Origin of the sequence: Agrobacterium sp. S7/73, from assembly GCF_019355535.1 — a bacterium.
GTDB classification, from domain to species: domain Bacteria; phylum Pseudomonadota; class Alphaproteobacteria; order Rhizobiales; family Rhizobiaceae; genus Agrobacterium; species Agrobacterium tumefaciens.
This window is the reverse complement of sequence record NZ_CP072136.1, coordinates 2,020,052-2,045,973: the sequence shown is the minus strand read 5'-3', so window position 1 is coordinate 2,045,973 and position 25,922 is coordinate 2,020,052. Positions and strand designations below refer to the sequence as shown.

The following is a 25,922-nucleotide window of genomic DNA, read 5'->3' as shown; positions in this document are numbered from 1 at the left end:
GGACGAAAGAAAGTTCAACCGCCAGAGGTTTCGCCGTCGCCAGCCTCGTATTTGCCATCCAGCTCGAACAGCAGCCCGTCTGGATGATAGAAGGTGCGGCCTTCGCCGGAGAAGTAAGCCGCAACGATCTGGTTGGTCAGCCGCGAGCCGAAACCCGTACGCGTCGGCGTCCTGACCGCAGGTCCGTCCGTCTCGCGCCAGCGCAGTTCGAAGCGGTCATCCTCGTCCAGCGTCCAAAAGATTTCGATTTTGCCGCTCTCGTTAGAAAGTGCGCCATATTTCATCGCGTTGGTGGCCAGTTCATAAATGGCCAGAGACAGGCCCAGCGCCTGTTGCGGCGCGATTTCCATGTCCGGTCCGGAAATCGTTACGCGGGCCTTGTCGTCGAGATGCGGATAAACGGACTCGCGGACAAGCGCGGAGATGCTGGCACCCTTTCCCGAAGCATGAATGAGGTTCTGGGCGTTGCCGAGTGCTGCGATACGTCTTTTGATGGTGTCGCGCGCATCCTCAAGCGTCTGCGAATGGCGCAGGGTGGCGCTGACGACCGCCGTGGTGATCGCCATCGTATTCTTGACCCGGTGGACGAGTTCGCGCCGCAGAAGATCCTCCCGGCTGCGGCTCTGCACCGCTCCGGTCGTGTCGACGGCTATGTCTATCAGCCCTGCGATCTTGCCCTGGTCGTCGTAAAGCGGGCTGTAGGAAAAGGTCCAGTAGGTGTCTTCGGGGTAGCCGTTGCGGTCCATGACGAGATGCATGTCCTCGGCGAACGTGCCCTTGCCGGAGAGTGCCTGATCAACGAAGGGTTTCACATCGTTCCAGACATCGGACCAGATGATGTGAAACGGCTTGCCGAGCGCACCCTCTTCCTTCAGCCCAAGAAACGGGCGGTAGGCGTCGTTGTAGACGATGTTGAGGTCAGGCCCCCAGAACAGACAGATTGCATGGCCTTGCTTGAGGATCATCTGCACGGTGGTTTTGAGTGATACCGGCCATGTCTCTATCGGCCCCGTGCTTGTCGACGCCCAGTCGAAGCGGCGGATGGCCTCGCCCATTTCACTGTCGTCATAGGGGAACTCTGGCACGAATTTATCCTGCTTGCATTGCGGCTCATTCATTGGATGTTTGTATGTTCAAATATACCTGTAGTTCAAATTGATTTTTCCAAACTCCGCTGCGGCTTCCCGTAATTGTGGCTATTCACCCCTCGCAACCGGGCGGAAAAAGGGCCATATCAGGTAAAAGCAGGGAGTTTACCCGTGATCACATTCGACAATTCCTATGCCCGCCTGCCGGAAAGGTTCAGCGCCGCCGTCTTGCCAACGCCGGTGAAGGCGCCACGCCTCATCGCCTTCAATCGGGCGCTGGCAGACGAGCTTCTTCTCGACGTCTCAGGCCTCGACGACGACAGGCTGGCGGCGATCTTTTCCGGCAATGTGGTACCGCAAGGGGCCGAGCCGCTGGCGATGGCCTATGCCGGCCACCAGTTCGGCGGTTTCGTGCCGCAGCTCGGCGATGGTCGTGCCATTCTTCTCGGTGAAGTCATCGACAAACACGGCAAACGTCGGGATATCCAGCTGAAGGGTTCCGGTCCGACGCCGTTTTCGCGAAGGGGCGACGGGCGCGCGGCACTCGGCCCGGTGCTACGCGAATATATCGTCTCCGAGGCAATGTTCGCGCTTGGCATTCCCGCGACAAGGGCGCTCGCCGCCGTCCTGTCCGGTGACAGGGTGCAGCGCGAGGTGGGTCTGCCGGGCGGGGTTTTCACCCGTGTTGCGGCAAGCCATATCAGGGTCGGCACCTTCCAGTTCTTCGCCGCGCGCGAGGATGATGAGGGGATCAGAAATCTCGCGGATTATGTGATTGACCGCCACTATCCCGAAGTGAAAAACGCGGACAATCCCTATCTCGCCCTGTTGCAGGGCATCGCCCAGAGGCAGTGCGAACTCATCGCCCGCTGGATGATGGTAGGCTTCATCCACGGCGTGATGAATACCGACAATATGGCGATCTCCGGCGAGACGATAGACTTCGGTCCATGCGCCTTCCTTGACGAATACAATTCGAACAAGGTGTTCTCCTCCATCGACGCACAGGGGCGCTACGCCTTCAACAATCAGCCGGGCATCGCCCAATGGAACATTGCAAGGCTGGCGGAATGCCTGTTGCCGCTGCTTGACCCTCAAGTGGAGAAAGCAGCCGAACTCGCAAACGCCGTGCTCGCCGATTTCGCCGCCGCGTTTCCCAAGCGCTGGCTTGCCGGCATGCGCGAAAAGCTTGGGCTGACGGGCGAAGAGGAGGGCGATATCGAGCTGGTGCAGGCGCTTCTTTCGCTGATGCAGGCATCGGAAGCCGATTATACGCTGACCTTCCGGCGTCTTTCTCACGCGGTAGAGCGCGATGCCGAGCCGTTTCGCGGCATGTTCATCGATATCGCGGCGGCGGATGCATGGCTGGCGCGCTGGCGGGAGCGGGCCGGGCGGGAAGAAGTTTCTGCCTCCGAGAGGTCGCGGGCGATGCTCGCCGTCAACCCGGCCATCATTCCCCGCAACCACCGCATCGAGGAACTGATCGAGGCGGCGGTGGAAGACGGCGATTTCGAACCGTTCCACGCCATGCTGGCGGCGATTGCCACGCCATTTGAGGAACGGCCGGACAATTTCGTCTACATGCAGCCGCCGATGAGCGATGAGAAGGTGTTTCGGACCTTTTGCGGGACGTGATTTGGGAGAGGCATTCCGCCGCTCGTCGTCATGCTCGGGCCTGCCCCGAGCATCTGCTACCTATCGATTTCGTGAGACGTTAGATCCTCGGGACAAGCCCGAGGATGACAGTGTCGGGGCCGATTGCTCCCCTTAACTCACCCAACCCGGGCCAGCGGCTCATGCGCGCCGTAATATCTTCCAAACCGGTTTTCCAGGAATTTCGGCAGGGCCACTTCTTCCTGCCGGACAAACCCCTTCTGCGGCAGGGCGCCTTCCGCAAGCAGGTCGAGAACGGTGCAGATACCGGCTGCGGTGGTGATCTGGATTGCGCTCATCATCCGGCCGGAAACGGGGCCGGCATAGACCTTGTTGGCATAGGTTTCCTGCAGGAACCGGCCGTTGCGGGTGCCGCAGACGGTAACGAAGACAATGACCACGTCCTGCATGGTGCCGGGCAGGGCGTTTTCGAACAGGTCCTTCAGCACATCGCGGCGGTTGCGCAGGTTGAGGTCGTTCAAAAGCGCCTTCATGATCGCGACATGGCCGGGATAACGGATGGTGCGGTAATTCATCGTCCGCACCTTGCCTTCCAGCGTCGCACATAGCGTGCCGAGGCCGCCCGAGGTGTTGAAGGCCTCATATGTCACGCCGTCGAGCGAGAACTCTTCGCGCTCTTCCAGCGCCGGAACGGCGGTGAGGCGGCCTTCGACGATGGCTTCGCAGGGTTCGATATACTCGTTGATCAGCCCGTCCGTGCTCCAGGTGAGGTTGTAATTCAGCGCATTGGACGGATATTGCGGCAGCGCGCCGACACGCATGCGCACGCTGTCCAGCTTGTCGAACCGGGCGGCAAGATCTGCGGCGACGATGGAGATGAAACCGGGGGCGAGGCCGCATTGTGGAATGAGCGCGGTCTCAGCCGTTTCCGCCAGTGCCTTGACCTTGCGGGTGGATTCGACGTCTTCAGTCAGATCGAGATAATGCGTGCCGACTGTAACCGCAGCTTCCGCAATGCCCGCCGTCAGGTGGAAGGGGGCAGCGGAAAGCACGGCGAACTTGCCTTTCAACAGCGCTTCCAGCGCCGGACGGTCGCCAATGTCGACGATTTCAGTGTCGACACGCTCATGCGCCGGCACATTCGTCAGCTGGTCTGCCGAGCGATCGGCAACCGTGATGCGATAATCGCCGGTGACAGCCAGCATCCAGGCGATGGCTGAACCGATATTGCCCGCGCCGATGACGACGATGTTTTTCATGTTTTTGTTCCCCGCAGTAAATTTATATGCCTCTGCGCACCTGATGCGCTTCATAGTCAGAATGCCAGCTTTTTTGGACGATTCGCAGCTTCACTATGTGCGGATAGCGGGTTAATATTGGACAATTAGACGACAGGATTGGTCATTATGACGATTGCCGACAAGGACCGGGCGCTGCTCGCCCTGCTTTCCGAAAACGCCCGCATGCCGGTGGCGGAACTGGCCCGCAAACTCGGCCTTTCGCGCACCACCGTGCAGGCTCGCATCGAGCGGCTCGAGGCCGAAGGGGTGATCGCCGGTTATGGCCTGAGACTTTCGGAAAGCTATCTTTCCGGGCTGGTGCGCGCCCATGTGCTGATCACCATCGGGCCAAAGGCGCTGCCCGGCGTGACGGCGGCGCTCACTGCCATCAAGGAGGTGACAACGCTGCATTCGGTCAGCGGCACTTTCGACCTGATCGCCATTCTGGCAGCACCTTCCATTCTCGACCTTGACCGGTTGATCGACAGGATCGGCGCGCTGGACGGCGTGGAACGCACGCTATCGTCGATCATTCTTTCCACGCGGATTTCGCGGTAGGCGTTGGAGGGTTTGGCAGGCGAAAGGCGGACGAGTGCGCGCAATGCTCTCGTCCCCCCTCATTCCTTTGACAAGCACAGAAATCAGGAAGGTGGGGGCTTGCCTTACCCTAACCCACCCCTCTCGTCATAAGCCTTCTGCGCCGCCAGCACCGCGTCCATATTGCCCTCCGCCCAGTGGGCCAGTGCCGCAACCGTGTCGGTCAGCGTGCGCCCGAGCGGCGTCAGGGAATATTCGACCGTGACCGGCACCGTCGGAAAGACCTGCCGCGAAATCAGGCCGTCGCGCTCGAGCTTTTTCAGCGTCTGAGACAGAACCTTCTGCGAAATGCCCTTGATTTCCCGCCGCAGCAGGTTGAAGCGCACCGCGTCCACCCGCAGCTTGTCGAGGATCAGCAGCGCCCATTTGTCAGCGATCCTGTCCAGCACCATGCGTGTGGGGCAGCGATCCTCGTAAACGTCATAGACATGTTCCATGGGTCTCATCCCGCTCTGAAAAGCCCGGGTCGGTTTCCTTGAGGATACCAGATAACCGGAAAGTGCTCTCTTTTCCTGATTTCGAATACGCAGTACGTATGTTTTCGAAACATGGTTTCTACTAGATACTACGGAGATTTGAGATGACTGGCAAGATACTCGTAATCGGTTCCACCGGCACCATCGGCACGCCGCTGGTAAAGGCGCTTCTGGCCAAGGGCGAAAGCGTGAAAGCGGCCTCGCGCACCGGCAAGGCAGCCGAAGGCGCGGAAGGGGTGCGCTTCGATTACACCGACGCCTCGACCTACACGGATGCCTTCGATGGCGTCGATCGTCTGTTTCTGATCCTGGCTGGCGGGCGTCTGGATGCAATCGACGCGCTGACGCCGGTTGTCGAGGAAGCTGCCCGCCGCAATGTGAAGATCGTGTTCCTCAGCGTCTTCGGCGTCGATGCCGACGATTCCATTCCCTATCGCCAGGTGGAACTGAAGATCATCGCTTCCGGCGCGCCTTACGTCATTCTGCGCCCCAACTGGTTTGCCGATAATTTCCACACCTACTGGAAGGCCGGCATCGAACACGGCCAGATCGCCGTTCCGGCAGGCGAAGGCAAGTCGAGCTTCATCGACGTGCGCGATATCGCCGACAGTGCAGCGTCAGCGCTGACCTCGACGGATTTCGACAATAAGGCGTTCAACCTGACCGGGCCGAAGGCTTTGAGTTACGGCGAGGCGGCCGCGATCATCTCGCAGGCCATCGGCAAGCCGGTCGGCTATAGCGCGGTTTCGGACGATGTTTTCATCGGCATTCTGACCGGCGCTGGCGTTCCGAAGGATTACGCCACCTTCCTCGCGTCGATCTTCTATCCGGTGCGCGAAGGCTGGACGTCGGCGGTCACCGGTGATGTCGAGACTTTGACCGGCCACGCACCGCGCTCGCTGGAAACCTATGTGGCCGACCATGTGGCCGCGCTGAAGGACTGACGCTCAGAAACGACACACCCGTCGCGTCACGCCGGATCGGTGGAGCCGCGGCGGGCCTTGAACAACATCTTGAGCCGCTGGATATCATCCGCATTCCAGCCCTGCGGTGCGGTTACCTCCATCCACGCATCGATATAGTGCTCCGGCGCGTAGACATGGCCGTAACCGATCGGCGCCGTGGTGGCGGCGGCAACATCAAGACCGAGCTGCAGCAGGGTCACGACGGGGAACCAGCGGAAGGATGTGGAGACGTCAGGGCCGTGATGAACCATCCATTGCGGTCGCCGGTAAAGCGATGCGGCCTCGAAGAAGGTGATCGGGTCGCTGGCATATTGCAGATAGACGATGCGCATCGGGCCCCACTTCGCATCAGGCATATGCGCAGTGGTATATTGGTTGGCGAAGCGGATGACCGAGGAATCGCGGAAACGCGGCAGCCATTCCGGCGTACCCGCCACGCGCCCATTGGTGGCCATGCGCCATGTGGGGCTGGAAAAGGGCGGACCGCTCCACAGCGCACCCTGGAACGGGTCCGAGAGCACGTCGTAAAGATCGGATGATTTCTGCGAGTTCAGCGAACCGAGGCTCAGCCCGTGCAGATAGAGTTTCGGGCGCGTCTCCTTCGGCAGGGTGGTCCAGTAACCGTAGACGGCCTGAAACAGCGCGCGCGCCGTTTCCACACCGTAATCTGGTTCGGTCAGAAGCGCGATCCAGCTGGAAAGATAGGAATATTGCACGGCAACGCTGGCGATATCGCCGTCATGCAGATATTCGACCGTATCAAGCGCTTCCGGATCGATCCAGCCGGTGCCGGTGGGAATGACGACCAGCAACACCTTGCGCTCGAACCCGCCAACCCGCTTCAGCTCTTCCAGCGCAAGTGCTGCCCTTTCCTCGGGCGTTGCCGCAGAATTCAGGCCTGCATAGACCCTGAGCGGTTCCCTGGCCGGGCGGTGGGTGAAGGCGGAAATCTCCTGTGCCTCCGGCCCGCCGGCCACGAATTCGCGGCCTCTGCGGCCAAGCGATTCCCATGTCATCAGGGAAGCGCTGCTGCCGGTTTTGAGCGCATCGGAAGGGCGCGGTACATCCGGCTCGATCAGCGCATCCACCTGTTTCAGCGAGGAATCGGCAAACTTCAGGCCGATATCGAAGATCAGACCGTTCAGCAGCATCCATGACAGCACGATGGCGGCGGCTATACCGAGCACATTGGCGAGCCGGCGCGGCAGGAAGTGACGGCTGCGCACCGAGAAGAATCGCCGGATGAGCTGGAAAAGCCGTCCAGCGCCGATGAGGAGGGCGGAGACCAGCACCGAAACGCCGCCGGTCTTGGTGGGGTGGGCGCTGGGCAACGGATCGAGCTCCATCAGGATACGGATGGAATTCTGCCAGTCTTTCGCCTGCCAAAGAAACGCGATCGCCGTTATCGCGCTGGCAAGGGCGATGAGAAAGCGGATGCTGCGCCGGTTATGGCGCGAGGGGTGGGGCAATTCCAGATAGGTCCATATGGCGGTGAGCGCCACGCCGATCAGATAACCGATGGCAAAGGAAAATCCGCACAGCACACCCTGCATCAGCCATGTGCGCGGCAGAAGAGACGGCGTGAGCGAAGCGCAGAACAGAATAGTGCCAAAGACGATGCCGGTTGCCGAAAGACCCGCAAACAACCGCCCAACCCATTGTTTCAACAACTTGACTTGCCCCTTTTTCCCGCCGTCTGGCACGAGTGTAGTATGCGGTGGGCGAGGGTGCAAACCCTGTTAGCAGGATAAAAATCACAATTATAGGAAAATAATCCTTTACAGCGTGACGGTGGTTTGATAGGTTTAGGTCACAGTCGGAGATTTGCGGCTGAGCGGCAAAGGTCGGTTTAGCCGATGCTTTTTCCGCGACACGTCATTTCTCTCGCAGGTCCACCTCATGGCAAATATCCGCAATTGCGATCTGGCGCTCCACGGCGTCTGGCAGGAAAGCTGCGCCTATGGCGGCGAGGGCAGGCTGGAGGCCGCACCCGAGATAAAATCGCGGGCCGACAAGCTGGCTGCCGAAGATGCGGCGCGCAATGGCAATCTGCGGCAATTGCTGAACGAGCTGACGGTGGAGATGCGCGAACAGTTCTGCATGTACCGCAACCTGCGGCAGACAAGCGAAGCGGCATTTTTATCAACGGTGGAGGATGCCTCGGGCAAACAGGCGCGCGCCGACGTGAAGGCCGCAACGGATCAGCTTTCGCTGATTGTGCGCACACTGGAACGGATCGATGCCCTGCAACGGGTGCTGGCAGAAGAGAGGCAGGCTCTTGCCGGCGAGGACGAAGCCGATACCGAAGATTACGAAATGGCGGTGGCGCATTTTCTCAAACGCATCGACGAACTGGCAGAACAGAAATGCCGCGCGAGGCTGGAGGCCGATCTGGCTCGTAGTCCATCTACAGAAGCTGACACATGACGGATGTTTCGAGCGAACCCCAACTGCAAAAGCAGGTCTTCACCCTTCTGCGCGACTGGCGTTTCATCGGTAACCTGCCGCAACAGCCGCCTGAGGGTGACTGGCGGACGTGGCTTCTGATCGGCGGGCGCGGATCCGGCAAGACGCGCGCCGGGGCCGAATGGGTGCACAGGATTGCGTCCGCCGGCAAGCAATCTGATTTGCGCATCGCGCTTGTTGCGGAAACCCTGGGGGATGCCCGTGAGGTGATGATCGACGGCATTTCCGGCATCTGCCGTATCGCTCGCCGTTGCCGCCCCGCCTTCGAGGTATCACGCCGCCGGCTCATTTGGCCAAACGGGGCCATGGCGCAGGTGTTTTCCTCGAAAGACCCAGAAAGCCTGCGCGGCCCGCAATTTCACATGGCTTGGGCCGATGAACTTGGAAAATGGAAATATCCGCAGGAAACCTGGGACATGCTGCAATTTGGCCTGCGTCTGGGTGAGGCCCCACGGCAATTGGTGACGACGACGCCACGGCCCATTCCGCTCCTGAAGGCGCTTCTCGCCGACCCTTCGAGCCGGGTGGCCAAAATGCCGACGGCGATGAATGCGCAAAATCTCTCACCGGGTTTCCTGAAAGCCATGCACGACCGTTACGGCGGCACGCGGCTGGGGCGTCAGGAAATCGGCGGCGAACTGATTGATGAGCGCGAAGGCGCGCTGTGGAAACGTGCCGATCTGGAAGCGATTGTGGAAACCGACCATGAGCCGCTGGCGCGGATCGTGGTGGCGGTAGACCCGCCCGCCGGTATCGGTGAAAATTCCTGCTGCGGCATCGTGGCGGCCGGGCTTGGCATATCAGGCAAGTTGGTCGTGCTTGCGGATTGTTCGGTGGAAGGTGAAACACCGGGCGGCTGGGCGCGGGCCGTTGTCGCTGCCGTTCGCCGTCATGAGGCGGACCGGGTGGTGGCGGAAGTCAATCAGGGCGGCGAGATGGTGCGGGCAATGTTGCAGAGCATAGACGCCAATCTGCCGCTGACCCTGGTGCGGGCAAGTCGGGGCAAGTTCACCCGCGCCGAGCCAGTGGCGGCACTGTACGAACAGGGCAGGGTAAGCCACGCCGCACGGTTTGAAAAACTAACCGACCAGATGGCGGATTTCGGACCCGACGGTCTTTCATCCGGACGCTCGCCCGACCGGCTGGATGCGCTGGTCTGGGCAATAACGGCGTTGACGACGAGTGTTGCGAGTGAGCCGAGGGTGCGCGGAATGTGATATCGGCGCTAATTGGCCCCATGAATGAGAGCCAATTGCCTATCTAGCCGACGCATATTGGTTCTTCTCCCCGGCGGGGAGAAGAAATCCGGGTCGCCGTCAACGCCCAAAATCGGACGTCTGGCAGATGCTACTTCTTCGGAGACTGCGCGGGTTTCGGCTGAGAACCGGTTTCGCGCATCTGGCGCCACTCGTTTTCAAGCCGGTCATAAACGGTCTGGGGGATTGTCGCTGTCATGGTGGCATTCCTCCTTGAATGGTCAACGCTGCGGAAGTGCGCGGTGAATGGAGTTAGCGCGCTAAGGTTCCGCAACTCAAGGAATTTTTTACCTCAAAACCCCGGTCAGCGGATTAAAATCGATTAGGATTTTTTCAAATCGATTTAGTTCTGACGGCCGTCATGTGGAAAAAACAAAGGGTGATATCGCCCACGATTTTCAGGAGCCGGCTGTGGCCTATGACGAGGCGCGATTCTTCGCGTCGGTGCGAATTTCCATCTACGGTGGTCGCCTGCGAGCTGCACAGCTTGACGGGACGAAGACGATCCTGGCCGGCTTCGGCAAGGCCCTGCCGGGCGGTGATCCCCGCTGGCTCGCCTACATGCTGGCCACCACTTTTCACGAGACGGCTGCGACCATGCAGCCGGTGCGCGAGACATTGGCGGCAAACGATGCCGAGGCGATCGCAAGGCTGGACCGGGCCTTTGCGGCAGGCAGGCTGCCCATGGTGCGCAAACCCTATTGGCGGCCAGACGCCCACGGCAAAAGCTGGCTCGGGCGCGGTTTCGTGCAACTGACGCATCGCCGCAATTACGAGGCCATGTCGCAGCTGACCGGTGTGGACCTTCTGGAGCGTCCCGAGCGCGCCATGGAACCGGATGTGGCAACCGCGATCCTGATCCACGGCATGGTATCCGGCAGCTTTACCGGCCGGAAGCTTGCCGATGTCTTCGAGGGCAAGCGTGAGGATTGGGAGGGCGCGCGCGCCATCATCAATGGCCGCGACCGGGCGCGGCTTGTCGGGGACTACGGCCGGGCATTTCATCGCGCCCTTTTGGCGGCGCGGATTGAACCGGCGCGGGCCAGATGATAACCCGTTAGCAAGCGCCGCAAGGGCCATATTCGAATTTTGCATGACAGGTGACACCGTGATCCGCCATATCGTTTTTTTCACCGTTCCCGAGGAAAACCGCGACGCCGTGCGCAAGGGGCTCTCCGGCCTCACCGCCATACCGCATTCGCTGAAGCTCGAAATCGGTGAGAATGTGAAGAAGGACCAATGGGGCAATTCGGTCGATTTCATCGTCTATGGCGAGTTCGAAAACGAGGCGGCGCTCGCGGCCTACAAAGCCGACCCCGCTTATGATCTTTCGACGCGTACGGTGAAGCCGCTGCGCGAGACGCGGGTTGCCGCTGATTTCAACAGCGATACGGCAGTGAAAGCGCCAATCCGGTAAGTTTCGTCAAGACTCGGGCCCTCGATCCTCATTCCTGTGCTTGTCACACGAAGCCAGCCGACGCGCGTCTGCGCGGCGAAAGAGTGCTTTCAGTCCAAAGACTTGGGCTGGCTGAATCCCTGTGACGAGCACAGGGATGAGTGCCTGGCGGGAAACTGAGCCCGCATTAAAACAAGGACAATTCCATGCGATTTCCGTTTTCCCTGCCGTGGCGGCGCCCGGCGGATGGCAGAGCCGTGCCTGAACGCAAGACAGCGGCGGGCGGCTTCATGGCGGTTGCGGCGCAGGGTGGGCAGGCATTCTGGTCCGGCCGCTCCTATGCCGCGCTCGCCCGCGAGGGCTTCATGAAAAACCCGGTAGCGCACCGCGCCGCCCGCATGGTGGCAGAAGCCTCCGCATCAGTGAGCTGGCTGCTTTACGATGGCGATGAGGAGATCGGCGATCATCCGCTGCTCGCACTTCTAGGCAAGCCCAGCGCGCATATGGGCGGGCCGGACTTTTTCGAGACGCTGTATGGCCATCTGATGTTGGCTGGCAACGCCTATATCGAGCCGCTAGTGGTCGGCGAACGACTGCGCGAGCTGCATCTTCTGCGGCCGGACAGGGTGAGCATCATCGAAGGCGAGGATGGCTGGCCCGTGGGTTACGATTATCGTGCCGAGGGCCGCGCCATCAGGCGCATTGCCTCTGAACGTGACGGGCTGGGGCTGCTGCACCTGAAGCTTTTTCATCCACTGGACGATCGGGCCGGGTTCGCGCCACTTGCTTCGGCGGGCGCGGCTCTCGATCTGCACAATGCCGCAAGCCAGTGGAACAAACGTCTGCTCGACAATTCCGCTCGCCCTTCCGGTGCACTGGTCTATCAGCCAAAGGAGGGTGGCAATCTCTCGACCGAGCAATATGAGCGGCTGAAGCGCGAGCTGGAGGAAGGTTATCAGGGCGCGATGAATGCAGGCCGGCCGCTTCTTCTGGAAGGCGGTCTCGACTGGAAGGCCATGGGGCTTTCGCCGCGCGATATGGATTTTCTGGAAGCACGCAACGGTGCGGCACGCGACATCGCGCTTGCACTTGGCGTGCCGCCGATGCTGATCGGCATTCCCGGTGACAATACCTATGCCAATTACCAGGAGGCAAACCGCGCTTTTTATCGGCTCACCGTGCTGCCGCTCGTCAACCGCACGGCGGCACGGCTCTGCGGCTGGCTATCGCCGATTTTCGGCTCCGGGCTGCGGCTGGAACCGGATCTTGACAGGATCGCCGGTCTTGCCGGTGAGCGGGACGCTCTGTGGACAAGGATCGGCGCAGCGTCGTTTTTGACCGACGAGGAAAAGCGGGAGGCGGTGGGGTATTAGCCACCGTGCTTGAGCCACCGGGCTGCGTCTTCGACCAATTTCTGAACCAGCGGAATCGTTTTGTGAGGTTCGCCGTTCAAGCGATTCTGAAGACTCGCGAAATGGCATTTTGAAACTGCACACCCGACCTGCGGGCGACGCGGCGCGTCTGTCCGATTTTTCACATCCTAAACCGGAATGATTACCCATGTCTGAATTCGCCAATGAAGGCGGCATCTGGGCCGCCCGCATCACCGGTGCCGTCGCAGGCGCGGGTGTGTCGCTCGTCTACCTCCTGCCGAAAAGCAAACGCGAGGCGGCGAGCCGTTTCGTGACCGGCGTCTCCTGCGGCATGATCTTCGGCGGCCCCGTGGGCCTGTGGATCGTGCAGCAACTCGAGATTGCCGGCGCGCTTTCCGGCCGGGAAATCATGGTGGCGGGCTCCGCCGCTGCCAGCATGGTGGCCTGGTGGGGGCTTGGCCTGCTGGTGCGCGTGGCCGACCGCTACAACGCCCGTCCGCGCGCTTAGCCTCGACGCGGCACCCCTTTTCACATCGTAGGAGTTTCCCATGCACGTCTATCGCGGGCCGCGCCCCGCCACGCGCAAATTCGCCAATCTGGAACTGCGCGGCATAGCTGGCGACGGCACGTTTTCCGGTTATGCCAGCGTCTTCGGCGAGGTCGATCTCGGCCGCGACGTGATCGAGCGCGGCGCTTTCCGCCGCTCCATCAAGGAACGCGGTGCGGGCGGTATCCGGATGCTCTACCAGCACGATCCGGCCGAGCCGATCGGCGCATGGCGTACCATCCGCGAGGATGAGCGCGGGCTTTACGTGGAAGGTGTTCTCGCCCCCGGCGTCGCCCGTTCGCGCGAGGTCCATTCGCTGATGAAGACAGGCGCGCTGGACGGGCTTTCGATCGGTTTTCGCACGGTACGTTTCAGCAAGGAGGGGCGCTCCGGCAAGGCGGCACGCTCTGGCGTCAGGCGCATTCTGGAGGCCGATCTCTGGGAAATCTCTGTGGTGACCTTTCCGATGCTGCCGTCCGCGCGGGTATCGGATGTCAAACACGCCCGCTTCTTCCGCGACCGCGAAACCGAGCTGGTGCGCACCATGCGCCGCGCGGCGCGTTCGCTTTTCGACACAGCCTTCAAACGCTGACTTCCTCCCAAACACTTCCGAAAACAAGGATGGCGACATGACAGACCAGATGACAAAACCGGCCGCAATGACGGTTGCGCCGCAGGTGAAGGCCGTGCCCGATACGATGACGGCGGCCTTCGACGAGTTCATGGAGGCCTTCGAGGCCTTCCGCGACACCAACGACCAGCGGCTTTCCGATATCGAACGCAAGATGGGGTCCGACGTCGTGACCTGCGACAAGCTCGACCGCATCGACAAGGCGCTCGATGACAACCGCAAGATCATGGACGATCTGGCGCTCAAGAAAGCGCGCCCGGCGCTCGGCCGCAAGCAGGCGCATTCCCTCGATACGGATGAGCACAAGGCCGCCTTCGAGGCCTATATCCGCCGGGGTGAGGAGGGCGCGCTGCGCGATCTGGAGGCCAAGGCCTTTGCCGGATCGACAGGCGTCGATGGTGGTTATCTGCTGCCCACCGAAACGGATGGCGAGATCGGCCGCCGCATGACGGCGATTTCACCGATCCGGTCGCTGGCGACCGTGCGGCAGGTTTCCACTGCCGTGCTGAAGAAGCCGTTTTCGCCGGGCGGATTTGCCACCGGCTGGGTTTCTGAAACGGCGGCTCGCCCCGAGACGACAACACCGAAGCTCTCCGAACTTTCCTTCCCGACCATGGAACTCTACGCCATGCCTGCCGCAACACAGGGGTTGCTGGATGATGCGGCCGTGGATATCGAGGCCTGGATCGCCTCGGAAGTGGACATTGCCTTTGCCGAACAGGAGGCAGCGGCGTTCATCGCCGGCGACGGCACCAACAAACCGAAGGGTTTCCTCTCCTATACGGCCGTCGCCAATGACAGCTGGAGCTGGGGCAATATCGGTTATGTCGCCACCGGTGTTGCGGGTGGCTTCGCCTCCGCGGGGCCAATGGATGTGCTGCTGGATGCCGTCTATGGACTGAAGGCAGGCCACCGCCAGAACGGCAACTTCGTGATGAACCGCAAGACGCAAGGGGCGCTGCGCCGCTTCAAGGATACCAGCGGCGCCTATCTCTGGCATCCGCCCGCTGCCGCCGGGCAGCCCGCCTCGCTGATGGGCTTTCCCGTGATGGAGGCCGAAGACATGCCGAATGTCGCGGCAAACAGCTTCGCCATCGCTTTCGGTGATTTCCGCGCCGGTTACCTCGTGGTGGACCGCACCGGCGTGCGCATCCTGCGCGATCCCTATTCGGCAAAACCCTATGTGCTGTTCTACACCACCAAGCGCGTGGGCGGCGGCGTGCAGAACTTCGAGGCGATCAAGCTGGTGAAGTTCGGGGTGAATTGACCACAATCTTCCCCGTCACCCCGGACCAAGTCGGGGGTGACGGCGTGCGGATGCTACATTTTCGCCAAACGCTTTCGGCCGGAATTCTTTCTGTCCCATATCCGGAGACCCCATGACCTATGCCCTCATTCATCCGCCACAGGCGGAGCCGCTGACGCTTGCCGAGGTGAAGGCGCATTTGCGTCTCGACGGCGGCGACGAGGATGCGCTGCTGGCTGCGCTGATCCGTACCGCCCGCGAGCATCTGGAACGTACGACGGGACTTTGCCTGATACGCCAGACCTGGCGGCTCTATCTCGACCGGTGGCCGCCGAGTGGCATGATTCTGATTGGTAAGGGACCGGTGCAAACCATCGAAACGATTCTGGTTTTTGACGGTCAAGGGCGCGCGGCCGACATCACAGCCGCCGACAGATTGCTTGACGGCGAGGCGCGCCCGGCGCGGCTGTGGCTGCGCGACCCGCCAGCCCCCGGACGGGTGATGAACGGCATCGAGATCGACTTCATTGCCGGTTACGGTGAGGCGGGAACCGATGTGCCCGATACGCTGAAACGCGCCATGCTGATGCATGTGGCCCAGATGTTCGCCTTCCGCGGAGCCGTTGCTCTGGAAAATCAACCCGCAGCGGTTCCGGCCGGTTACGAGCGGCTGGTGTCGCCGTTCTGCCGTGTGGGGCTCTGAGCCATGAACCTCGTTTTTCTCGACCCCGGCAAGCTTACGGCGCGGTTGGAGCTTGAGGTGCGCAGCGAGGTAACGGACGGGCAGGGTGGGGCCGTGGAAAGCTGGAGTTTCCTGCGTACGCTCTGGGCTGCCATCGAACCTGTTTCGAATGCCTCGCATGAGCGGGCCTCGGCTGAGGGCGTAACAATCACCCACCGCGTCTGGCTGGTCTGGCGCAGCGACATTGCCGCCGGCATGCGCTTTCGCAAGGGACGGCGCATTCTGGCGATCCGGGCCGTGATGGATCCGGACGAGACCCGCCGTTTCATCGTCTGCCGCTGTGAGGAGGAAAGCCCGTGAGTGCCGCAAATGTGCTTCTACAGGCGATTTTCGCAAAACTTTCCGGCGACGCTGCTCTGATGGCGCTTATCCCCGGCGGCATCGTCGACCGGCTTTTGCCGCGCGCCGTCCTGCCCTTGATCGTTATCGGCGAACTTGAAAGCCGCGATTACTCGACGGCGACGGAAAAGGCCGAAGAACATTTTCTGTCGCTGGACATCTGGAGCGATGCCAATGGCCGCAGGTGCGCGGGTGAGATTGCCGGGCGGGTGAAAACCCTGCTCGACGATGCCGCCCTTACGCTTGTCGGTATCTCGCTCGTCAATCTGCAGCTTCTCTCGAGCCGTTCGCGGCGCGAGCCGAAGACACGGAACTTCCTCGCAGAAATGCGTTTCAGGGCGGTAACGGAATAGGGTCGGTTCAGGAATTCTGTTTGCGCACGGTGCGCCAGAGCACGATCAGCAGCAGAAACGAAATGCTGATCAGCACGGCGGCGATGGTGAGCATGGCCGCCACCCCGCCGCGATCCAGCGCCAGCGTGAAAATGACGGGCGCCACGGCAATGGCAAGGTTCTGCGGCAGGGAGATACGCGCAGCCTGAAGGCCATATTGTTCCGGTGAAAATACTGCGAGCGGCAACACCGCGCGACTGACGGTGAGCACGCCCGCGCCAAAGCCGAAGAAAATGATGAAACCGATGAAAGCGGGCATGGCCGGGGCAAATACGAGCAACAGCACGAAGGATGCGAGCAGCATACCTAAGCCGATCATGCAGGTGACGAAGGGATTGCCGTGTTTTCCAAGCAGAAAATCCAGCCCGCGCGCCATGATCGCAAGCACGCTGCGCACGGCTGCCAGTTGCACGGCGAGCGATTGCGATGCGCCGGCATGGACCAGCAGCAGAGGCAGGAGCGGCGAAAAGCCAAAGGCTGTGAAGGCGCTAAGCGTCGTCATTGCCGCCAGAAGCAGAAAGGCGCGCCGCGTATCGACAGGCGATGTCGAGACAGCAGCGCCTTTCGAAGTGCCTGGAGTATTGCTCGTCCTTCGTCCGGGAAGGACAAAAACATAGAGTGGCAGAAGCACGAATATCTGCAGACAGGCATATACCAAAAGGGTGCCGCGCCAGCCCAGGTGCTGATCTGCGACGGTGGTGACGGGCAGGAAAACCGCTGCCGAAAGCCCGGTAAACACCATCAGAAGCGTCAGCGACCGGCCACTTTCCGCGCCGACACGTTCCACCACAGCCGTATGGGCCGCCGTCGTCAGGCCGCAGGTCGCGGCCAGACCCATCACGATCCAGCCGAGGACGTAGCTGATCACGCCGCCCGCAAAGGCGAGCACGACAAAACCCGCCGTGAAGAGCAACGAACCCGCCACAAGAACAGGGGCGGCACCACGGCGCACGAGCGTTCTTCCCAGAAGCGGGCCGCAGAGCGCGCTGATCGTCATCATGACGGTGAGACCGGCAAAAACGACCTCGTTTGCGATGGCCAGTTCCTGTCCGATGCGTGGCCCCAGTATGGCCAGCATGTCGAAACCGGTGCCCCAGCTGACGACCTGCCCAACCGCAAGCACGCCGATAAGGCGCGCGCGAGACGTGAAGGGGGTGGCATCAGACATGATGAAAATCGCGGGTGCGAGATGCGGGAATGCTTTTGGTAGCAGGCCAGTTGCGACCCGGCAACATCAAACGAGACGACATCAATCGAAACGAGAGGGAGAACACCATGGTGGCGCACAAGGGCAAGGACCTGCTGCTGAAGTTCAACAACGCCGGCTCCTATGTAACCGTGGCGGGGCTCAGAACCAAGCGTCTGGCCTTCAACGCGCAGGCGGTCGATATTACCGACGGCGAAAGCGCCGGGCGCTGGCGCGAGCTTCTGGCCGGCGCCGGCGTGCAGCGGGCATCGCTGACGGCGTCGGGCATCTTCAAGGATCAGGCAAGCGATGCACTGGTGCGTGGCGCATTTTTCGCCGGCTCCATTCCGGGCTGGCAGATCGTCATTCCTGACTTTGGCACGATCACCGGGCCGTTCCAGATCGTCGCGCTCGAATATTCCGGTCGCCACGATGGCGAAGTGCAATTCGAGACTGCGCTGGAATCGGCCGGTTTCCTCAATTTCGGAGCACTGTGATGCCGCAAGGGTTACGTTACGGGCGGGCGAACCGCCATCGCGGCGAGATCGAGGCGCTGATCGATGGCGAAAGGCGCGTTCTTTGCCTGACGCTCGGCGCTCTCGCCGAACTCGAAACCGCTTTTCAGGCCGATGATCTCACCGCGCTCGCCGAACGTTTCGCAGCCGGACGTATGAAGGCGACCGATATGATACGGGTGATCGGCGCAGGTCTGCGCGGCGCGGGCAACGTGTTTTCCGATGAGGACGTGGCCGCAGCCACGGTGGAAGGCGGCGTTGCCGGCCACGCCGCCATCGTCGCCGATCTCCTGACAGCCACCTTTGCCGGTTCGAGGGGCACACCGCCGGACCCTTGAGTGCCGCAGCAGGTGAGGTGGGCGATCTGACGCCGCGTCCTTTTCCCTGGGAGGCGGTAATACACACCGGTTTCCACCTGCTGCGGCTTTCCTCCGAAACCTTCTGGCGGCTGACGCCAAGGGAATTCTTTGCCATGACCGGCGGCATCCGCCCCGCTTTCCACACCCTCGACCGCCCGGCGATGGATGCGATGATGCGGCGGTTTCCGGATGGGTGAGTGTGGTTTGCTATTTTGGGGGACGTGCATCTTTCGTGAAAACGACCAGGCAATTCAAACATCTACGGTTCCGTTTTGAATCAGAAAGGCAAGCGTGATGGCAGGCGAAGGATCGATTGTGGACAGTCGCGAGGAAGCGGAAGCGCTCTCGGAGGTGATGGGTGATCTCGAACGGCGTTCCGAGCGGTTCGGGGCGGCGTTGACTTCTGCCATGCAGGCTGCGGCGACGGGCGGCAAGGGGTTGGATGAAGTGTTGCGCGGGCTTGGCGAACGGCTCTCCGGCATTGCGCTTTCCGCCGGGCTGAAGCCGCTTGAGAACATGATCGGCAATGCCGTGGGCGGGCTTTTGAATGGCGGCGGTTCGCTGTTTGCCTTTGCCGATGGCGGGGTGCCGGGACGCAGTATCACGCCCTTTGCCGATGGCGGTGTGGTCGCAAGCCCGGCCTTCTTCCCGATGGGCGGCGGGCTTGGCCTGATGGGCGAAGCGGGTGCCGAGGCGATCCTGCCGCTGAAGCGTGGTTCGGATGGGGCGCTCGGTGTTGCCGCACCGGCGGGTGGCGGCGGCGCGCAGATCGTTTTCAATGTGACGGCGACGGACGCGGCGAGCTTCAGAAAAAGTGAAGGCCAGATCGCCGCCATGCTGGCGCGCAGCGTCGGGCGTGGCCAGCGCGGCCTGTGACGGATTGGACCTCCTCCCTGCAAGACCTCTGTGTCGAGCGTGATCCTTCCATCTTTCCCAGACTATCAAAACGAATCCAGGAACAACGACATGGCGGCATTTCATGAAGTGCGGTTTCCGCTCAGGCTGGCGCTTGGCGTAAGCGGCGGGCCGGTAAGGAGAACCGATATCGTCAACCTTTCCAATGGGCGGGAGAACCGCAACCAGCGTTGGAAGAATGCCAGACGCGCCTATGACGCAGGATCGGGCATTCGCTCCGTTGCCGATCTTTACGAGGTGCTGTCCTTTTTCGAGGCGCGGCGCGGTGAACTCCATGGCTTTCGGTTTCGCGACCCGGTGGATTTCAAATCATGTCCGCCGGGCCAGACACCTGCTGCAAGCGACCAGAAGATTGGCACCGGTGACGGCACGACGACGGCTTTTCAGCTGGTGAAGACCTATGCCGATGCGGGCGGTTCCTTCACCCGGCGGGTGGCGAAGCCGGTCGAGGCTTCGGTCATCATCTCAGTCGATGGGGTGAAAGCCGTTTTGTCGGATTTTTCGGTCGACCACGCGACCGGTACGGTGACGTTTCGCGCCGGTAAGGCGCCGCCTGCCGGTGCCGCAATCCGGGCCGGTTTCGAATTCGACGTGCCGGTGCGATTTGCAATCGACCGCATCGACGTGAACCTTACCGCCTTCGAGGCGGGCCGCATTCCCTCCATTCCATTGATGGAAATCCTGCCATGAAGACCATTCCTGCCGCTTTGGCCGAACATCTGGCGGGAGAGGCCACGACCACCTGCCATTGCTGGAAAGTGACGCTGAAGGACGGCGAGGTCATCGGTTTTACCGACCATGACGAGACCCTTTCCTTCGCCGGTACCGCCTATCTGGCCGCAAGCGGCTTTGGTGCGAGTGACAGCGACAGCGAGGCCGGACTTGGCGCGAGTGCGGGCGAAGTGACGGGCGGCTTTGCCAGTGAGGCGATTTCCGAAAGCGATCTGGCCGCCGGACGTTTCGATGGTGCGCAGGTGGCGCTCTACCTCGTCAATTGGCAGGCGCCGGAACAGCATGTGCTGCTGAACATGCGCGAAATCGGCGAGGTGACACGGGCGGGCGGAGCGTTTCGTGCCGAGCTGCGCAGCATCGCCCATCGTCTTTCCCAGCCGCAGGGCAGGGTCTATGGGCGGCGCTGCGATGCCGCCCTTGGTGATCGGCGATGCGGCGTCGATCTCAAGCGATTTACCGGCACCGGCAGCGTTGCGGGCACGGACGCGGCGGGCAACCTGCTGGTGACAGGGCTGGACGCTTTCGCCGATGGTTTCTTCAGCCGTGGGAAATTGCAGTTTCTGAGCGGCCAACTTGCCGGCAAGGGTTTCGATCTCGACAGCCACGAGAAACGCGATGGCGGCACGCTTCTGTCCTTTTGGCTCGCTCCGGAGCAACCGCCGCAGCCGGGTGATGTTTTTTCCGTCATCGCCGGTTGCGACAAGAGTTTTGCGACCTGCAAGGCGAAATTCGCCAATTACCTGAACTTTCGTGGCTTTCCGCATCTGCCGGGGGCGGATTTCGCCTATTCCTACGCCAGCGGCGGCCAGACCCATGACGGCGGGGCGCTGTTTCCATGAGCAGTACCTCAGAAAAAGTGCTGGCGCTCGCGCAAGGCTGGATCGGCACGCCCTACCGGCATCAGGCGTCGTTGCAAGGCGTTGGCTGCGATTGCCTCGGCCTTGTCAGGGGCATCTGGCGCTCGCTTTACGGCGAGGAACCGGAACTGCCGCCGCCCTACGCACCAGATTGGGCCGAGCGGGGCGGCGAGGACCGGCTGCTGGAGGCAGCCACACGTTATTTTTCGGCGGTGCCTGATATGGAAGAGGCGATGCCGGGCGACCTGCTGCTGTTCCGCTGGCGGGCCGATGCAGCGGCGAAACATCTCGGCATTCTCGCCGGGCCACAGCATTTCATCCATGCCTATGAACAGGCGGCAGTGGTGCGCTCGGCGCTGGTGCCCGGCTGGAAGCGACGTATTGCCGGCGTCTTCCGTTTTCCCGAACCCTGACATTTTTCGAGGCGACCATGGCGACCATTCTCTTTCAGGCGGCGGGTGCAGCACTCGGCGGCGTTTTCGGCCCCGTGGGTGCCATCATCGGCCGCGCGGCTGGCGCGCTGGCAGGCCATGCCGTCGACCGCGCGCTGCTTTCGAACGGGCGGACGGTGTCCGGCGCCCGGCTTTCCACAGCGCGTATTCCGGGTGCGGACGAAGGCGCGGCCATCAACCGGCTTTACGGCACGGCGAGGATCGGCGGCACGCTGATCTGGGCGACGCGCTTTGAGGAAAGCGTCGAGGTGACGCGTCGCGGCGGCAAGGGCAATCGCGGCCCGAAGGTCGAGACCTTTCGCTACTTCGCCAATCTCGCCGTCGGGCTGTGCGAGGGCGAGGCGGCCATGGTGCGGCGCGTCTGGGCCGATGGGCGGGAACTGGACCTGAGCGCCATCGAGATGCGCTTTTATCCCGGCAGCGAGACGCAATTACCGGATCCGCTGATCGAGGCAAAACAGGGCGCAGGCAATGCACCCGCCTTTCGCGGGTTGGCCTATGTGGTGTTCGAACGCCTGCCGCTTGACAGCTATGGCAACCGCATTCCGCTGATGCAGTTCGAGGCGGTGCGACCGGTCGGCCGGCTGGAAAAAGCCATCCGTGCCATCACCGTCATTCCCGGTGCGACGGAACACGGTTACGCCACGGCGCAGGTTTCGGAACGCACCGGCATGGGTGAAAGCCGCATCATGAACCGCAATTGCCTGACGGCCTTGACCGACTGGCAGGCCGCGATCGACGAATTGCAGGCGCTGTGCCCCAATCTGCAAAGCGTGGCGCTGGTGGTGAGCTGGTTCGGCACCGACATGCGCGCGGGCGAATGCCGCATTCTGCCGGGTGTGGAAGTGGCGGGTCGCGACAGGGAAAGTGCAGCATGGTCCGTCGCCGGTGTTTCGCGCGGGCAAGCGCATCTCGTCAGCCATCACGGCGGCGGCCCGGCCTATGGTGGCACGCCGGATGATCAAAGCGTTGTGCAGGCGATAGCCGACCTCAAGGCGCGTGGTCTGAAGGTCTGCCTTTATCCATTCGTGATGATGGATGTGCCAGCCGGCAACGGCCTGCCGGACCCCTACGGCAAAGGCGAGCAGGACGCCTATGGCTGGCGCGGACGCATCACCTGTTTTCCGGCACCGGGCCTGGCAGGTTCGCCCGACCGCAGTGCAGGCACGCGCACGGAGATTTCCACCTTCTGCAACCGCACTGAGGGGTATCGCCGCATGGTGCTGCATTATGCGGCGCTGGTGGCGCAGGCGGGTGGGGTGGATGCCTTCCTGATCGGCTCGGAGCTGCGCGGGCTGACAAGCCTGCGCGACCATAACGACGCCTTTCCTTTCGTGGAGGAACTAGTGCGGCTGGCGGCGGATGTGCGCGCCGTTGTCGGGTCGGCAACGAAACTGACCTATGGCGCGGACTGGAGCGAATATTTCGGATATCAGCCGGCGGACGGTTCCGGCGACGTGTTCTTCAATCTCGATCCGCTGTGGGCAAGCCCTGATATCGATGCCATCGGCATCGACAATTACATGCCGCTTTCCGACTGGCGCGACGAGGATGCTGCAAACGGCAATCCTGATGGTATGAGCGGCCCGGACGATGCTAACGCCCTCCGTTATGCCATCACGGCGGGCGAGGGTTTCGACTGGTATTACGCCAGCGATGCCGACCGCGCGGCGCGGCGACGCAAGCCCATCACTGATGGTCTCAGGGGCAAGCCGTGGGTATTCCGCTACAAGGACCTGCGAAGCTGGTGGCAGAATGCCCATTTTGACCAAGTGCGCGGTGCAGAGAAATTGACGCCAACCGCATGGGTGCCAGGGTCGAAACCGATCTGGTTCACCGAACTCGGCTGCCCGGCGGTGGACAAGAGTGCGACGCGCCCGAATGTCTTTCCCGATCCGAAATCGGCGGAAAACGCTTATCCCTATTTTTCCCGCAGAAGCCGCGCCGACAGCCAGCAGCGACGGTTTCTGGAGGCGCATCTCGACCATTGGAGGGGGAAGGGAGATGCGGCGATGGTGGATCCGAACCGCGTCTATATGTGGACCTGGGATGCGCGGCCGTTCCCCGCCTTTCCGCAGAACGGCGCGGCCTGGAGCGATGGGGCCAACTGGCGTACCGGCCATTGGCTAAACGGCCGGCTTGGGACTGCCACACTTGCCGATACCATCGCCGCGATCCTGACGGACCATGGATTTTCCGGCTTCGACGTCTCTGCCGTCAGTGGCGATCTGACGGGATATGTGCAGGGCGACGTGACCTCGGCCCGCAACCTCCTGGAGCCGTTGATGTCGGCGTTTCAGGTGGATGTGGCCGAGGACGGCGGAACCCTGCGCTTCCGCTCTCGCAATACGGCGGTTCTGCCAGTGCGTGACGCTGCCGTGCTGGCCGATCTGGACGACGAACCGCTGTGGTCGGAAAATCGCGGCCATGACAGCGATTTCGCCGCAGAGGCCGTGCTGACCTCGTTCAATCCGGCGCTGGACTACGAGCAGGCGAGCGTGCGTTCGCGCCGTATCGACAATGCCGGCAGCCGCGTCATGCGGCTCGACCTTAGCGCAGCACTCCCGGCGGAAACAGCGGAAGTCGCAGCTGAGGCCCTGTTGCGTGACAACAGGCAGGCGCGGCGCACGCTGCGTTTTGCGTTGCCGCCCGCAGATATCGCTCTGGAACCCGGCGATTGCATCCGTCTCCCGCAGAATGTGTTTTCGGAGGCTCCGGCAGGGAGGTTCCTGGTTAGCCGGATTGAGGACGGTACTGTACGGCAGGTGGAGGCGCGCGCCTTTTCCGTCGCATCCGCTGCTTTTTCGGGCGCTGTGGATGAGCGTCGTGTTGGCGGGGCAAAGGGCGCGGAAGGCTTTGCCCCGGAGGTGCTGTTTCTCGACCTGCCGCGCCATGACGGCACAGCGTCTGAAAATTCGGCGCGGATTGCCGTTTTTGCACGGCCATGGCGGCCAATCGTCGTTTCGTCCTCCGCCGGCACGGAGGGCTACCGGCAGCGCGCCGTGCTTGACCGGCCCGCGATGATCGGCACGTTGGCCATGCCGCTAACATCAGGCCCCTCCGGCCGTTTCGACAGGCAAAACACCATCCTGATCGATCTGCCATCCGGCGAGCTTTCCTCGGCCACGGAGCTTTCGGTGCTGAACGGCGAGAACCGCATGGCGGTGAGGGCCGCAAACGGTGTTTGGGAGATCATCGCTTTCGCGCGCGCAGAGGAAATTGCGCCCGCGCGCTGGCGGCTTTCCGCTTTGTTGCGTGGGCTTGGCGGCACTGAAGATGCGTTGGCCATTGGCGCGCCGGTGGGCGCCCCTGTCGTGGTGCTGGACGCGGCGGTGCAGCCGCTCGGTCTTGCCGCGACCGAACGCGGACGGCGGCTGAACTGGATCGCCGAGGCTGCGGGAATGGCGGGCGCCCCCGCCGGTCCTTTTGTCTTCGAGGGTGGCTTACGGGCTGAAACGCCGCTTGCGCCGGTGCATCTTGCGGCCGAGCGGCGCAGGGACGGCATTTTGCTGCGCTGGGTGCGCCGAGGCCGGATGGAGGACGATGGCTGGGACGCGAGCGAGATACCGCTGGAAGAGCCGTTCGAGCGTTACCGCGTGGAGGTGCTGGATCGCGAGGCCGTTCGACGCACGGCAGAGGTCTCCGAACCCTTCTGGCTGTACCCCAAAGCGGACGAACTCACAGATTTCCCGACCTTGCGGGATCACATTTCCGTGCGTGTCCGTCAGCTCGGCCGTGCGGTGCCTCTGGGAGTGGCGGCGCACGCCGTTCTCCCACTCTGACAACCACCTGAAAAACAACGCAAAGGACGAGATTATGGAGAGTACCAAGGCATGGTATCAATCGCGCACGATCTGGGGCGCCCTGGTTGCGGTTTTCGCACCGCTTTTCAGCGTCGCTGGTCTTGATCTTCCCGCCGGCCTGCACGGCGAGCTGGCGGAGGGACTGGTGACCGTTGCGGGCGGAATTGGCGGCCTCGTCGCACTTTACGGCCGCCTTTCGGCAACCCGTGCCATCCGCTGACGCCACTTGCGCCCATACCGTCCCCGCCGTGCGTCGTGGCGTCGGGGGCGGCATTCATTTGCCATTCAGACGCTTTGCGCTACATATTCGGTCACAATACGGTTCGAGACGCAGCCGATTTTTTTGGAAGATTTGTGCAATGGCATCACCTCTCATCATCGCGACGCTTGCAGCCGGGCTTTCCGGTTTCACGGCGCCCGAGGCTGATTTGCAGGGCCATTACATTCTGGCTGCAAGCGATTGCGGCGCGGCCGTTGCCCGCGTGGTGCGCGAAACCGGTGGTCAGCTTCTTTCGGTCTATCCCTCCGGTGACGGTCAGTCCTGTGTAGTTACCGTTCTCGTCCAGGGTAATGGCGAGCGCCCGCGCAAGGTAACGATGCGCGTGCCGATGTAGCCTTGCCCGCATCGCCGAAATATCGGAAAACAATCCGACACAGTTAGCATGACCGGCGACGCGGGCGCGGGCCGGGACGTA

The 25,922-nt window shown here is 62.1% G+C and carries 29 protein-coding genes; 24 read left to right on the top strand and 5 right to left on the bottom strand.

Annotation, left to right across the window (positions count from 1 at the left end; all coding sequences use genetic code 11):
• Positions 1 to 14: 14 nt before the first annotated feature.
• Entirely contained in the window at positions 15 to 1,085 is a 1,071-nt protein-coding gene (locus tag J5276_RS10115) for a sensor histidine kinase (RefSeq protein ID WP_233283638.1), read from the bottom strand.
• A 177-nt stretch (positions 1,086 to 1,262) separates the two neighbouring features.
• On the opposite strand from J5276_RS10115, the gene J5276_RS10110 reads away from it, so the two are divergent.
• Positions 1,263 to 2,723 (top strand): YdiU family protein, encoded by a 1,461-nt coding sequence (locus J5276_RS10110; protein WP_112155306.1) that lies wholly within the window; start codon positions 1,263 to 1,265, stop codon positions 2,721 to 2,723.
• A 137-nt stretch (positions 2,724 to 2,860) separates the two neighbouring features.
• Here the strand turns inward: J5276_RS10110 and J5276_RS10105 are convergent, their stop codons facing one another.
• Positions 2,861 to 3,961, bottom strand: a complete 1,101-nt coding sequence (locus J5276_RS10105; RefSeq protein WP_003512083.1) for a saccharopine dehydrogenase family protein — start codon at positions 3,959 to 3,961, stop codon at positions 2,861 to 2,863.
• Positions 3,962 to 4,108: 147 nt separating this feature from the next.
• Here J5276_RS10105 and J5276_RS10100 point away from each other — a divergent pair, with 147 nt between their 5' ends.
• Positions 4,109 to 4,540 (top strand): Lrp/AsnC family transcriptional regulator, encoded by a 432-nt coding sequence (locus J5276_RS10100; RefSeq protein ID WP_003512084.1) that lies wholly within the window; start codon positions 4,109 to 4,111, stop codon positions 4,538 to 4,540.
• Between the two features lie 104 nt (positions 4,541 to 4,644).
• Here the strand turns inward: J5276_RS10100 and J5276_RS10095 are convergent, their stop codons facing one another.
• Entirely contained in the window at positions 4,645 to 5,016 is a 372-nt protein-coding gene (locus J5276_RS10095; RefSeq protein ID WP_065704945.1) for a helix-turn-helix domain-containing protein, read from the bottom strand.
• A 143-nt stretch (positions 5,017 to 5,159) separates the two neighbouring features.
• Between J5276_RS10095 and J5276_RS10090 the strand changes: the two genes are divergently transcribed.
• Entirely contained in the window at positions 5,160 to 5,999 is an 840-nt protein-coding gene (locus J5276_RS10090) for an SDR family oxidoreductase (RefSeq protein WP_112155259.1), read from the top strand.
• Positions 6,000 to 6,025: 26 nt separating this feature from the next.
• Here the strand turns inward: J5276_RS10090 and J5276_RS10085 are convergent, their stop codons facing one another.
• The gene (locus tag J5276_RS10085) at positions 6,026 to 7,666 is read right to left on the bottom strand and encodes an alpha/beta-hydrolase family protein (protein ID WP_065704941.1); all 1,641 of its coding nucleotides are present in this window, start codon (positions 7,664 to 7,666) and stop codon (positions 6,026 to 6,028) included.
• Between the two features lie 253 nt (positions 7,667 to 7,919).
• On the opposite strand from J5276_RS10085, the gene J5276_RS10080 reads away from it, so the two are divergent.
• The 11 genes from J5276_RS10080 (at position 7,920) to J5276_RS10030 (ending at position 16,369) form a co-directional block, all read left to right on the top strand.
• Entirely contained in the window at positions 7,920 to 8,447 is a 528-nt protein-coding gene (locus tag J5276_RS10080) for a hypothetical protein (protein ID WP_112155260.1), read from the top strand.
• Positions 8,444 to 9,703, top strand: coding sequence for a DNA-packaging protein (locus J5276_RS10075; protein ID WP_162632930.1), 1,260 nt, complete (start codon positions 8,444 to 8,446; stop codon positions 9,701 to 9,703). Before J5276_RS10080 ends, J5276_RS10075 begins: the two co-directional genes overlap by 4 nt.
• Before the next feature lie 450 nt (positions 9,704 to 10,153).
• Complete coding sequence (locus tag J5276_RS10070; protein ID WP_112155308.1) at positions 10,154 to 10,792, top strand: hypothetical protein; 639 nt, start codon at positions 10,154 to 10,156, stop codon at positions 10,790 to 10,792.
• Positions 10,793 to 10,835: 43 nt separating this feature from the next.
• Positions 10,836 to 11,159 (top strand): Dabb family protein, encoded by a 324-nt coding sequence (locus tag J5276_RS10065; protein ID WP_003512096.1) that lies wholly within the window; start codon positions 10,836 to 10,838, stop codon positions 11,157 to 11,159.
• A 185-nt stretch (positions 11,160 to 11,344) separates the two neighbouring features.
• Positions 11,345 to 12,511 carry a phage portal protein gene (locus tag J5276_RS10060; RefSeq protein ID WP_112155261.1) on the top strand — a complete coding sequence of 389 codons (1,167 nt, stop codon included), beginning with the start codon at positions 11,345 to 11,347 and terminating at the stop codon, positions 12,509 to 12,511.
• 187 nt (positions 12,512 to 12,698) lie between these two features.
• Positions 12,699 to 13,019 carry a DUF6107 family protein gene (locus J5276_RS10055; protein WP_003512100.1) on the top strand — a complete coding sequence of 107 codons (321 nt, stop codon included), beginning with the start codon at positions 12,699 to 12,701 and terminating at the stop codon, positions 13,017 to 13,019.
• Positions 13,020 to 13,059: 40 nt separating this feature from the next.
• Entirely contained in the window at positions 13,060 to 13,650 is a 591-nt protein-coding gene (locus tag J5276_RS10050) for an HK97 family phage prohead protease (RefSeq protein ID WP_112155263.1), read from the top strand.
• 37 nt (positions 13,651 to 13,687) lie between these two features.
• Complete coding sequence (locus tag J5276_RS10045) at positions 13,688 to 14,956, top strand: phage major capsid protein (RefSeq protein ID WP_112155264.1); 1,269 nt, start codon at positions 13,688 to 13,690, stop codon at positions 14,954 to 14,956.
• 112 nt (positions 14,957 to 15,068) lie between these two features.
• On the top strand, positions 15,069 to 15,638 hold the full coding sequence (locus J5276_RS10040) for a head-tail connector protein (protein ID WP_013635737.1): 570 nt from the start codon (positions 15,069 to 15,071) through the stop codon (positions 15,636 to 15,638).
• 3 nt (positions 15,639 to 15,641) lie between these two features.
• Entirely contained in the window at positions 15,642 to 15,977 is a 336-nt protein-coding gene (locus J5276_RS10035; protein WP_112155265.1) for a phage head closure protein, read from the top strand.
• On the top strand, positions 15,974 to 16,369 hold the full coding sequence (locus tag J5276_RS10030; protein WP_112155266.1) for a DUF3168 domain-containing protein: 396 nt from the start codon (positions 15,974 to 15,976) through the stop codon (positions 16,367 to 16,369). Before J5276_RS10035 ends, J5276_RS10030 begins: the two co-directional genes overlap by 4 nt.
• Positions 16,370 to 16,376: 7 nt before the next feature.
• On the opposite strand, the gene J5276_RS10025 is transcribed toward J5276_RS10030, so the two are convergent.
• The gene (locus tag J5276_RS10025) at positions 16,377 to 17,576 is read right to left on the bottom strand and encodes an MFS transporter (protein WP_162632929.1); all 1,200 of its coding nucleotides are present in this window, start codon (positions 17,574 to 17,576) and stop codon (positions 16,377 to 16,379) included.
• Positions 17,577 to 17,683: 107 nt separating this feature from the next.
• On the opposite strand from J5276_RS10025, the gene J5276_RS10020 reads away from it, so the two are divergent.
• The 10 genes from J5276_RS10020 to J5276_RS09975 all read left to right on the top strand — a co-directional run bounded on the left by J5276_RS10020 (position 17,684) and on the right by J5276_RS09975 (position 25,841).
• Complete coding sequence (locus tag J5276_RS10020) at positions 17,684 to 18,091, top strand: phage major tail protein, TP901-1 family (protein WP_065704925.1); 408 nt, start codon at positions 17,684 to 17,686, stop codon at positions 18,089 to 18,091.
• Positions 18,091 to 18,447, top strand: coding sequence for a gene transfer agent family protein (locus J5276_RS10015; RefSeq protein ID WP_111783216.1), 357 nt, complete (start codon positions 18,091 to 18,093; stop codon positions 18,445 to 18,447). Before J5276_RS10020 ends, J5276_RS10015 begins: the two co-directional genes overlap by 1 nt.
• The gene (locus J5276_RS10010) at positions 18,444 to 18,665 is read left to right on the top strand and encodes a rcc01693 family protein (protein WP_013635743.1); all 222 of its coding nucleotides are present in this window, start codon (positions 18,444 to 18,446) and stop codon (positions 18,663 to 18,665) included. Before J5276_RS10015 ends, J5276_RS10010 begins: the two co-directional genes overlap by 4 nt.
• Positions 18,666 to 18,762: 97 nt before the next feature.
• On the top strand, positions 18,763 to 19,344 hold the full coding sequence (locus J5276_RS10005; RefSeq protein WP_112155267.1) for a phage tail tape measure protein: 582 nt from the start codon (positions 18,763 to 18,765) through the stop codon (positions 19,342 to 19,344).
• Positions 19,345 to 19,434: 90 nt separating this feature from the next.
• A complete protein-coding gene (locus tag J5276_RS10000; RefSeq protein WP_038490375.1) occupies positions 19,435 to 20,073 on the top strand; it encodes a TIGR02217 family protein in 639 nt (212 codons plus the stop codon).
• Complete coding sequence (locus tag J5276_RS09995) at positions 20,070 to 20,954, top strand: DUF2163 domain-containing protein (protein ID WP_112178758.1); 885 nt, start codon at positions 20,070 to 20,072, stop codon at positions 20,952 to 20,954. The genes J5276_RS10000 and J5276_RS09995 overlap by 4 nt, the downstream gene beginning before the upstream one ends.
• Positions 20,951 to 21,385: an NlpC/P60 family protein gene (locus J5276_RS09990; protein ID WP_112155269.1), complete on the top strand. Its 435-nt coding sequence runs from the start codon at positions 20,951 to 20,953 to the stop codon at positions 21,383 to 21,385. The genes J5276_RS09995 and J5276_RS09990 overlap by 4 nt, the downstream gene beginning before the upstream one ends.
• 17 nt (positions 21,386 to 21,402) lie before the next feature.
• The gene (locus J5276_RS09985; RefSeq protein WP_112200504.1) at positions 21,403 to 25,206 is read left to right on the top strand and encodes a glycoside hydrolase/phage tail family protein; all 3,804 of its coding nucleotides are present in this window, start codon (positions 21,403 to 21,405) and stop codon (positions 25,204 to 25,206) included.
• 34 nt (positions 25,207 to 25,240) lie between these two features.
• Positions 25,241 to 25,447, top strand: coding sequence for a hypothetical protein (locus J5276_RS09980; protein ID WP_003512133.1), 207 nt, complete (start codon positions 25,241 to 25,243; stop codon positions 25,445 to 25,447).
• 139 nt (positions 25,448 to 25,586) lie between these two features.
• Positions 25,587 to 25,841, top strand: coding sequence for a hypothetical protein (locus J5276_RS09975; RefSeq protein ID WP_003497070.1), 255 nt, complete (start codon positions 25,587 to 25,589; stop codon positions 25,839 to 25,841).
• Positions 25,842 to 25,922: the final 81 nt, after the last annotated feature.

Excerpts from the sequence above, each read along its gene's own strand:
- J5276_RS09985 (WP_112200504.1), top strand. The coding sequence starts at position 21,403 with ATGGCGACCATTCTCTTTCAGGCGGCGGGTGCAGCACTCGGCGGCGTT.
- J5276_RS10055 (WP_003512100.1), top strand. The coding sequence starts at position 12,699 with ATGTCTGAATTCGCCAATGAAGGCGGCATCTGGGCCGCCCGCATCACC.
- J5276_RS10065 (WP_003512096.1), top strand. The coding sequence starts at position 10,836 with ATGACAGGTGACACCGTGATCCGCCATATCGTTTTTTTCACCGTTCCC.
- J5276_RS10005 (WP_112155267.1), top strand. The coding sequence starts at position 18,763 with ATGGCAGGCGAAGGATCGATTGTGGACAGTCGCGAGGAAGCGGAAGCG.
- J5276_RS09990 (WP_112155269.1), top strand. The coding sequence starts at position 20,951 with ATGAGCAGTACCTCAGAAAAAGTGCTGGCGCTCGCGCAAGGCTGGATC.
- J5276_RS10040 (WP_013635737.1), top strand. The coding sequence starts at position 15,069 with ATGACCTATGCCCTCATTCATCCGCCACAGGCGGAGCCGCTGACGCTT.
- J5276_RS10020 (WP_065704925.1), top strand. The coding sequence starts at position 17,684 with ATGGTGGCGCACAAGGGCAAGGACCTGCTGCTGAAGTTCAACAACGCC.
- J5276_RS10050 (WP_112155263.1), top strand. The coding sequence starts at position 13,060 with ATGCACGTCTATCGCGGGCCGCGCCCCGCCACGCGCAAATTCGCCAAT.
- J5276_RS10060 (WP_112155261.1), top strand. The coding sequence starts at position 11,345 with ATGCGATTTCCGTTTTCCCTGCCGTGGCGGCGCCCGGCGGATGGCAGA.
- J5276_RS10080 (WP_112155260.1), top strand. The coding sequence starts at position 7,920 with ATGGCAAATATCCGCAATTGCGATCTGGCGCTCCACGGCGTCTGGCAG.
- J5276_RS09995 (WP_112178758.1), top strand. The coding sequence starts at position 20,070 with ATGAAGACCATTCCTGCCGCTTTGGCCGAACATCTGGCGGGAGAGGCC.
- J5276_RS10075 (WP_162632930.1), top strand. The coding sequence starts at position 8,444 with ATGACGGATGTTTCGAGCGAACCCCAACTGCAAAAGCAGGTCTTCACC.
- J5276_RS10100 (WP_003512084.1), top strand. The coding sequence starts at position 4,109 with ATGACGATTGCCGACAAGGACCGGGCGCTGCTCGCCCTGCTTTCCGAA.
- J5276_RS10045 (WP_112155264.1), top strand. The coding sequence starts at position 13,688 with ATGACAGACCAGATGACAAAACCGGCCGCAATGACGGTTGCGCCGCAG.
- J5276_RS09980 (WP_003512133.1), top strand. The coding sequence starts at position 25,241 with ATGGAGAGTACCAAGGCATGGTATCAATCGCGCACGATCTGGGGCGCC.
- J5276_RS10095 (WP_065704945.1), bottom strand. The coding sequence starts at position 5,016 with ATGGAACATGTCTATGACGTTTACGAGGATCGCTGCCCCACACGCATG.
- J5276_RS10090 (WP_112155259.1), top strand. The coding sequence starts at position 5,160 with ATGACTGGCAAGATACTCGTAATCGGTTCCACCGGCACCATCGGCACG.
- J5276_RS10015 (WP_111783216.1), top strand. The coding sequence starts at position 18,091 with ATGCCGCAAGGGTTACGTTACGGGCGGGCGAACCGCCATCGCGGCGAG.
- J5276_RS10105 (WP_003512083.1), bottom strand. The coding sequence starts at position 3,961 with ATGAAAAACATCGTCGTCATCGGCGCGGGCAATATCGGTTCAGCCATC.
- J5276_RS10035 (WP_112155265.1), top strand. The coding sequence starts at position 15,642 with ATGAACCTCGTTTTTCTCGACCCCGGCAAGCTTACGGCGCGGTTGGAG.
- J5276_RS10000 (WP_038490375.1), top strand. The coding sequence starts at position 19,435 with ATGGCGGCATTTCATGAAGTGCGGTTTCCGCTCAGGCTGGCGCTTGGC.
- J5276_RS09975 (WP_003497070.1), top strand. The coding sequence starts at position 25,587 with ATGGCATCACCTCTCATCATCGCGACGCTTGCAGCCGGGCTTTCCGGT.
- J5276_RS10025 (WP_162632929.1), bottom strand. The coding sequence starts at position 17,576 with ATGTCTGATGCCACCCCCTTCACGTCTCGCGCGCGCCTTATCGGCGTG.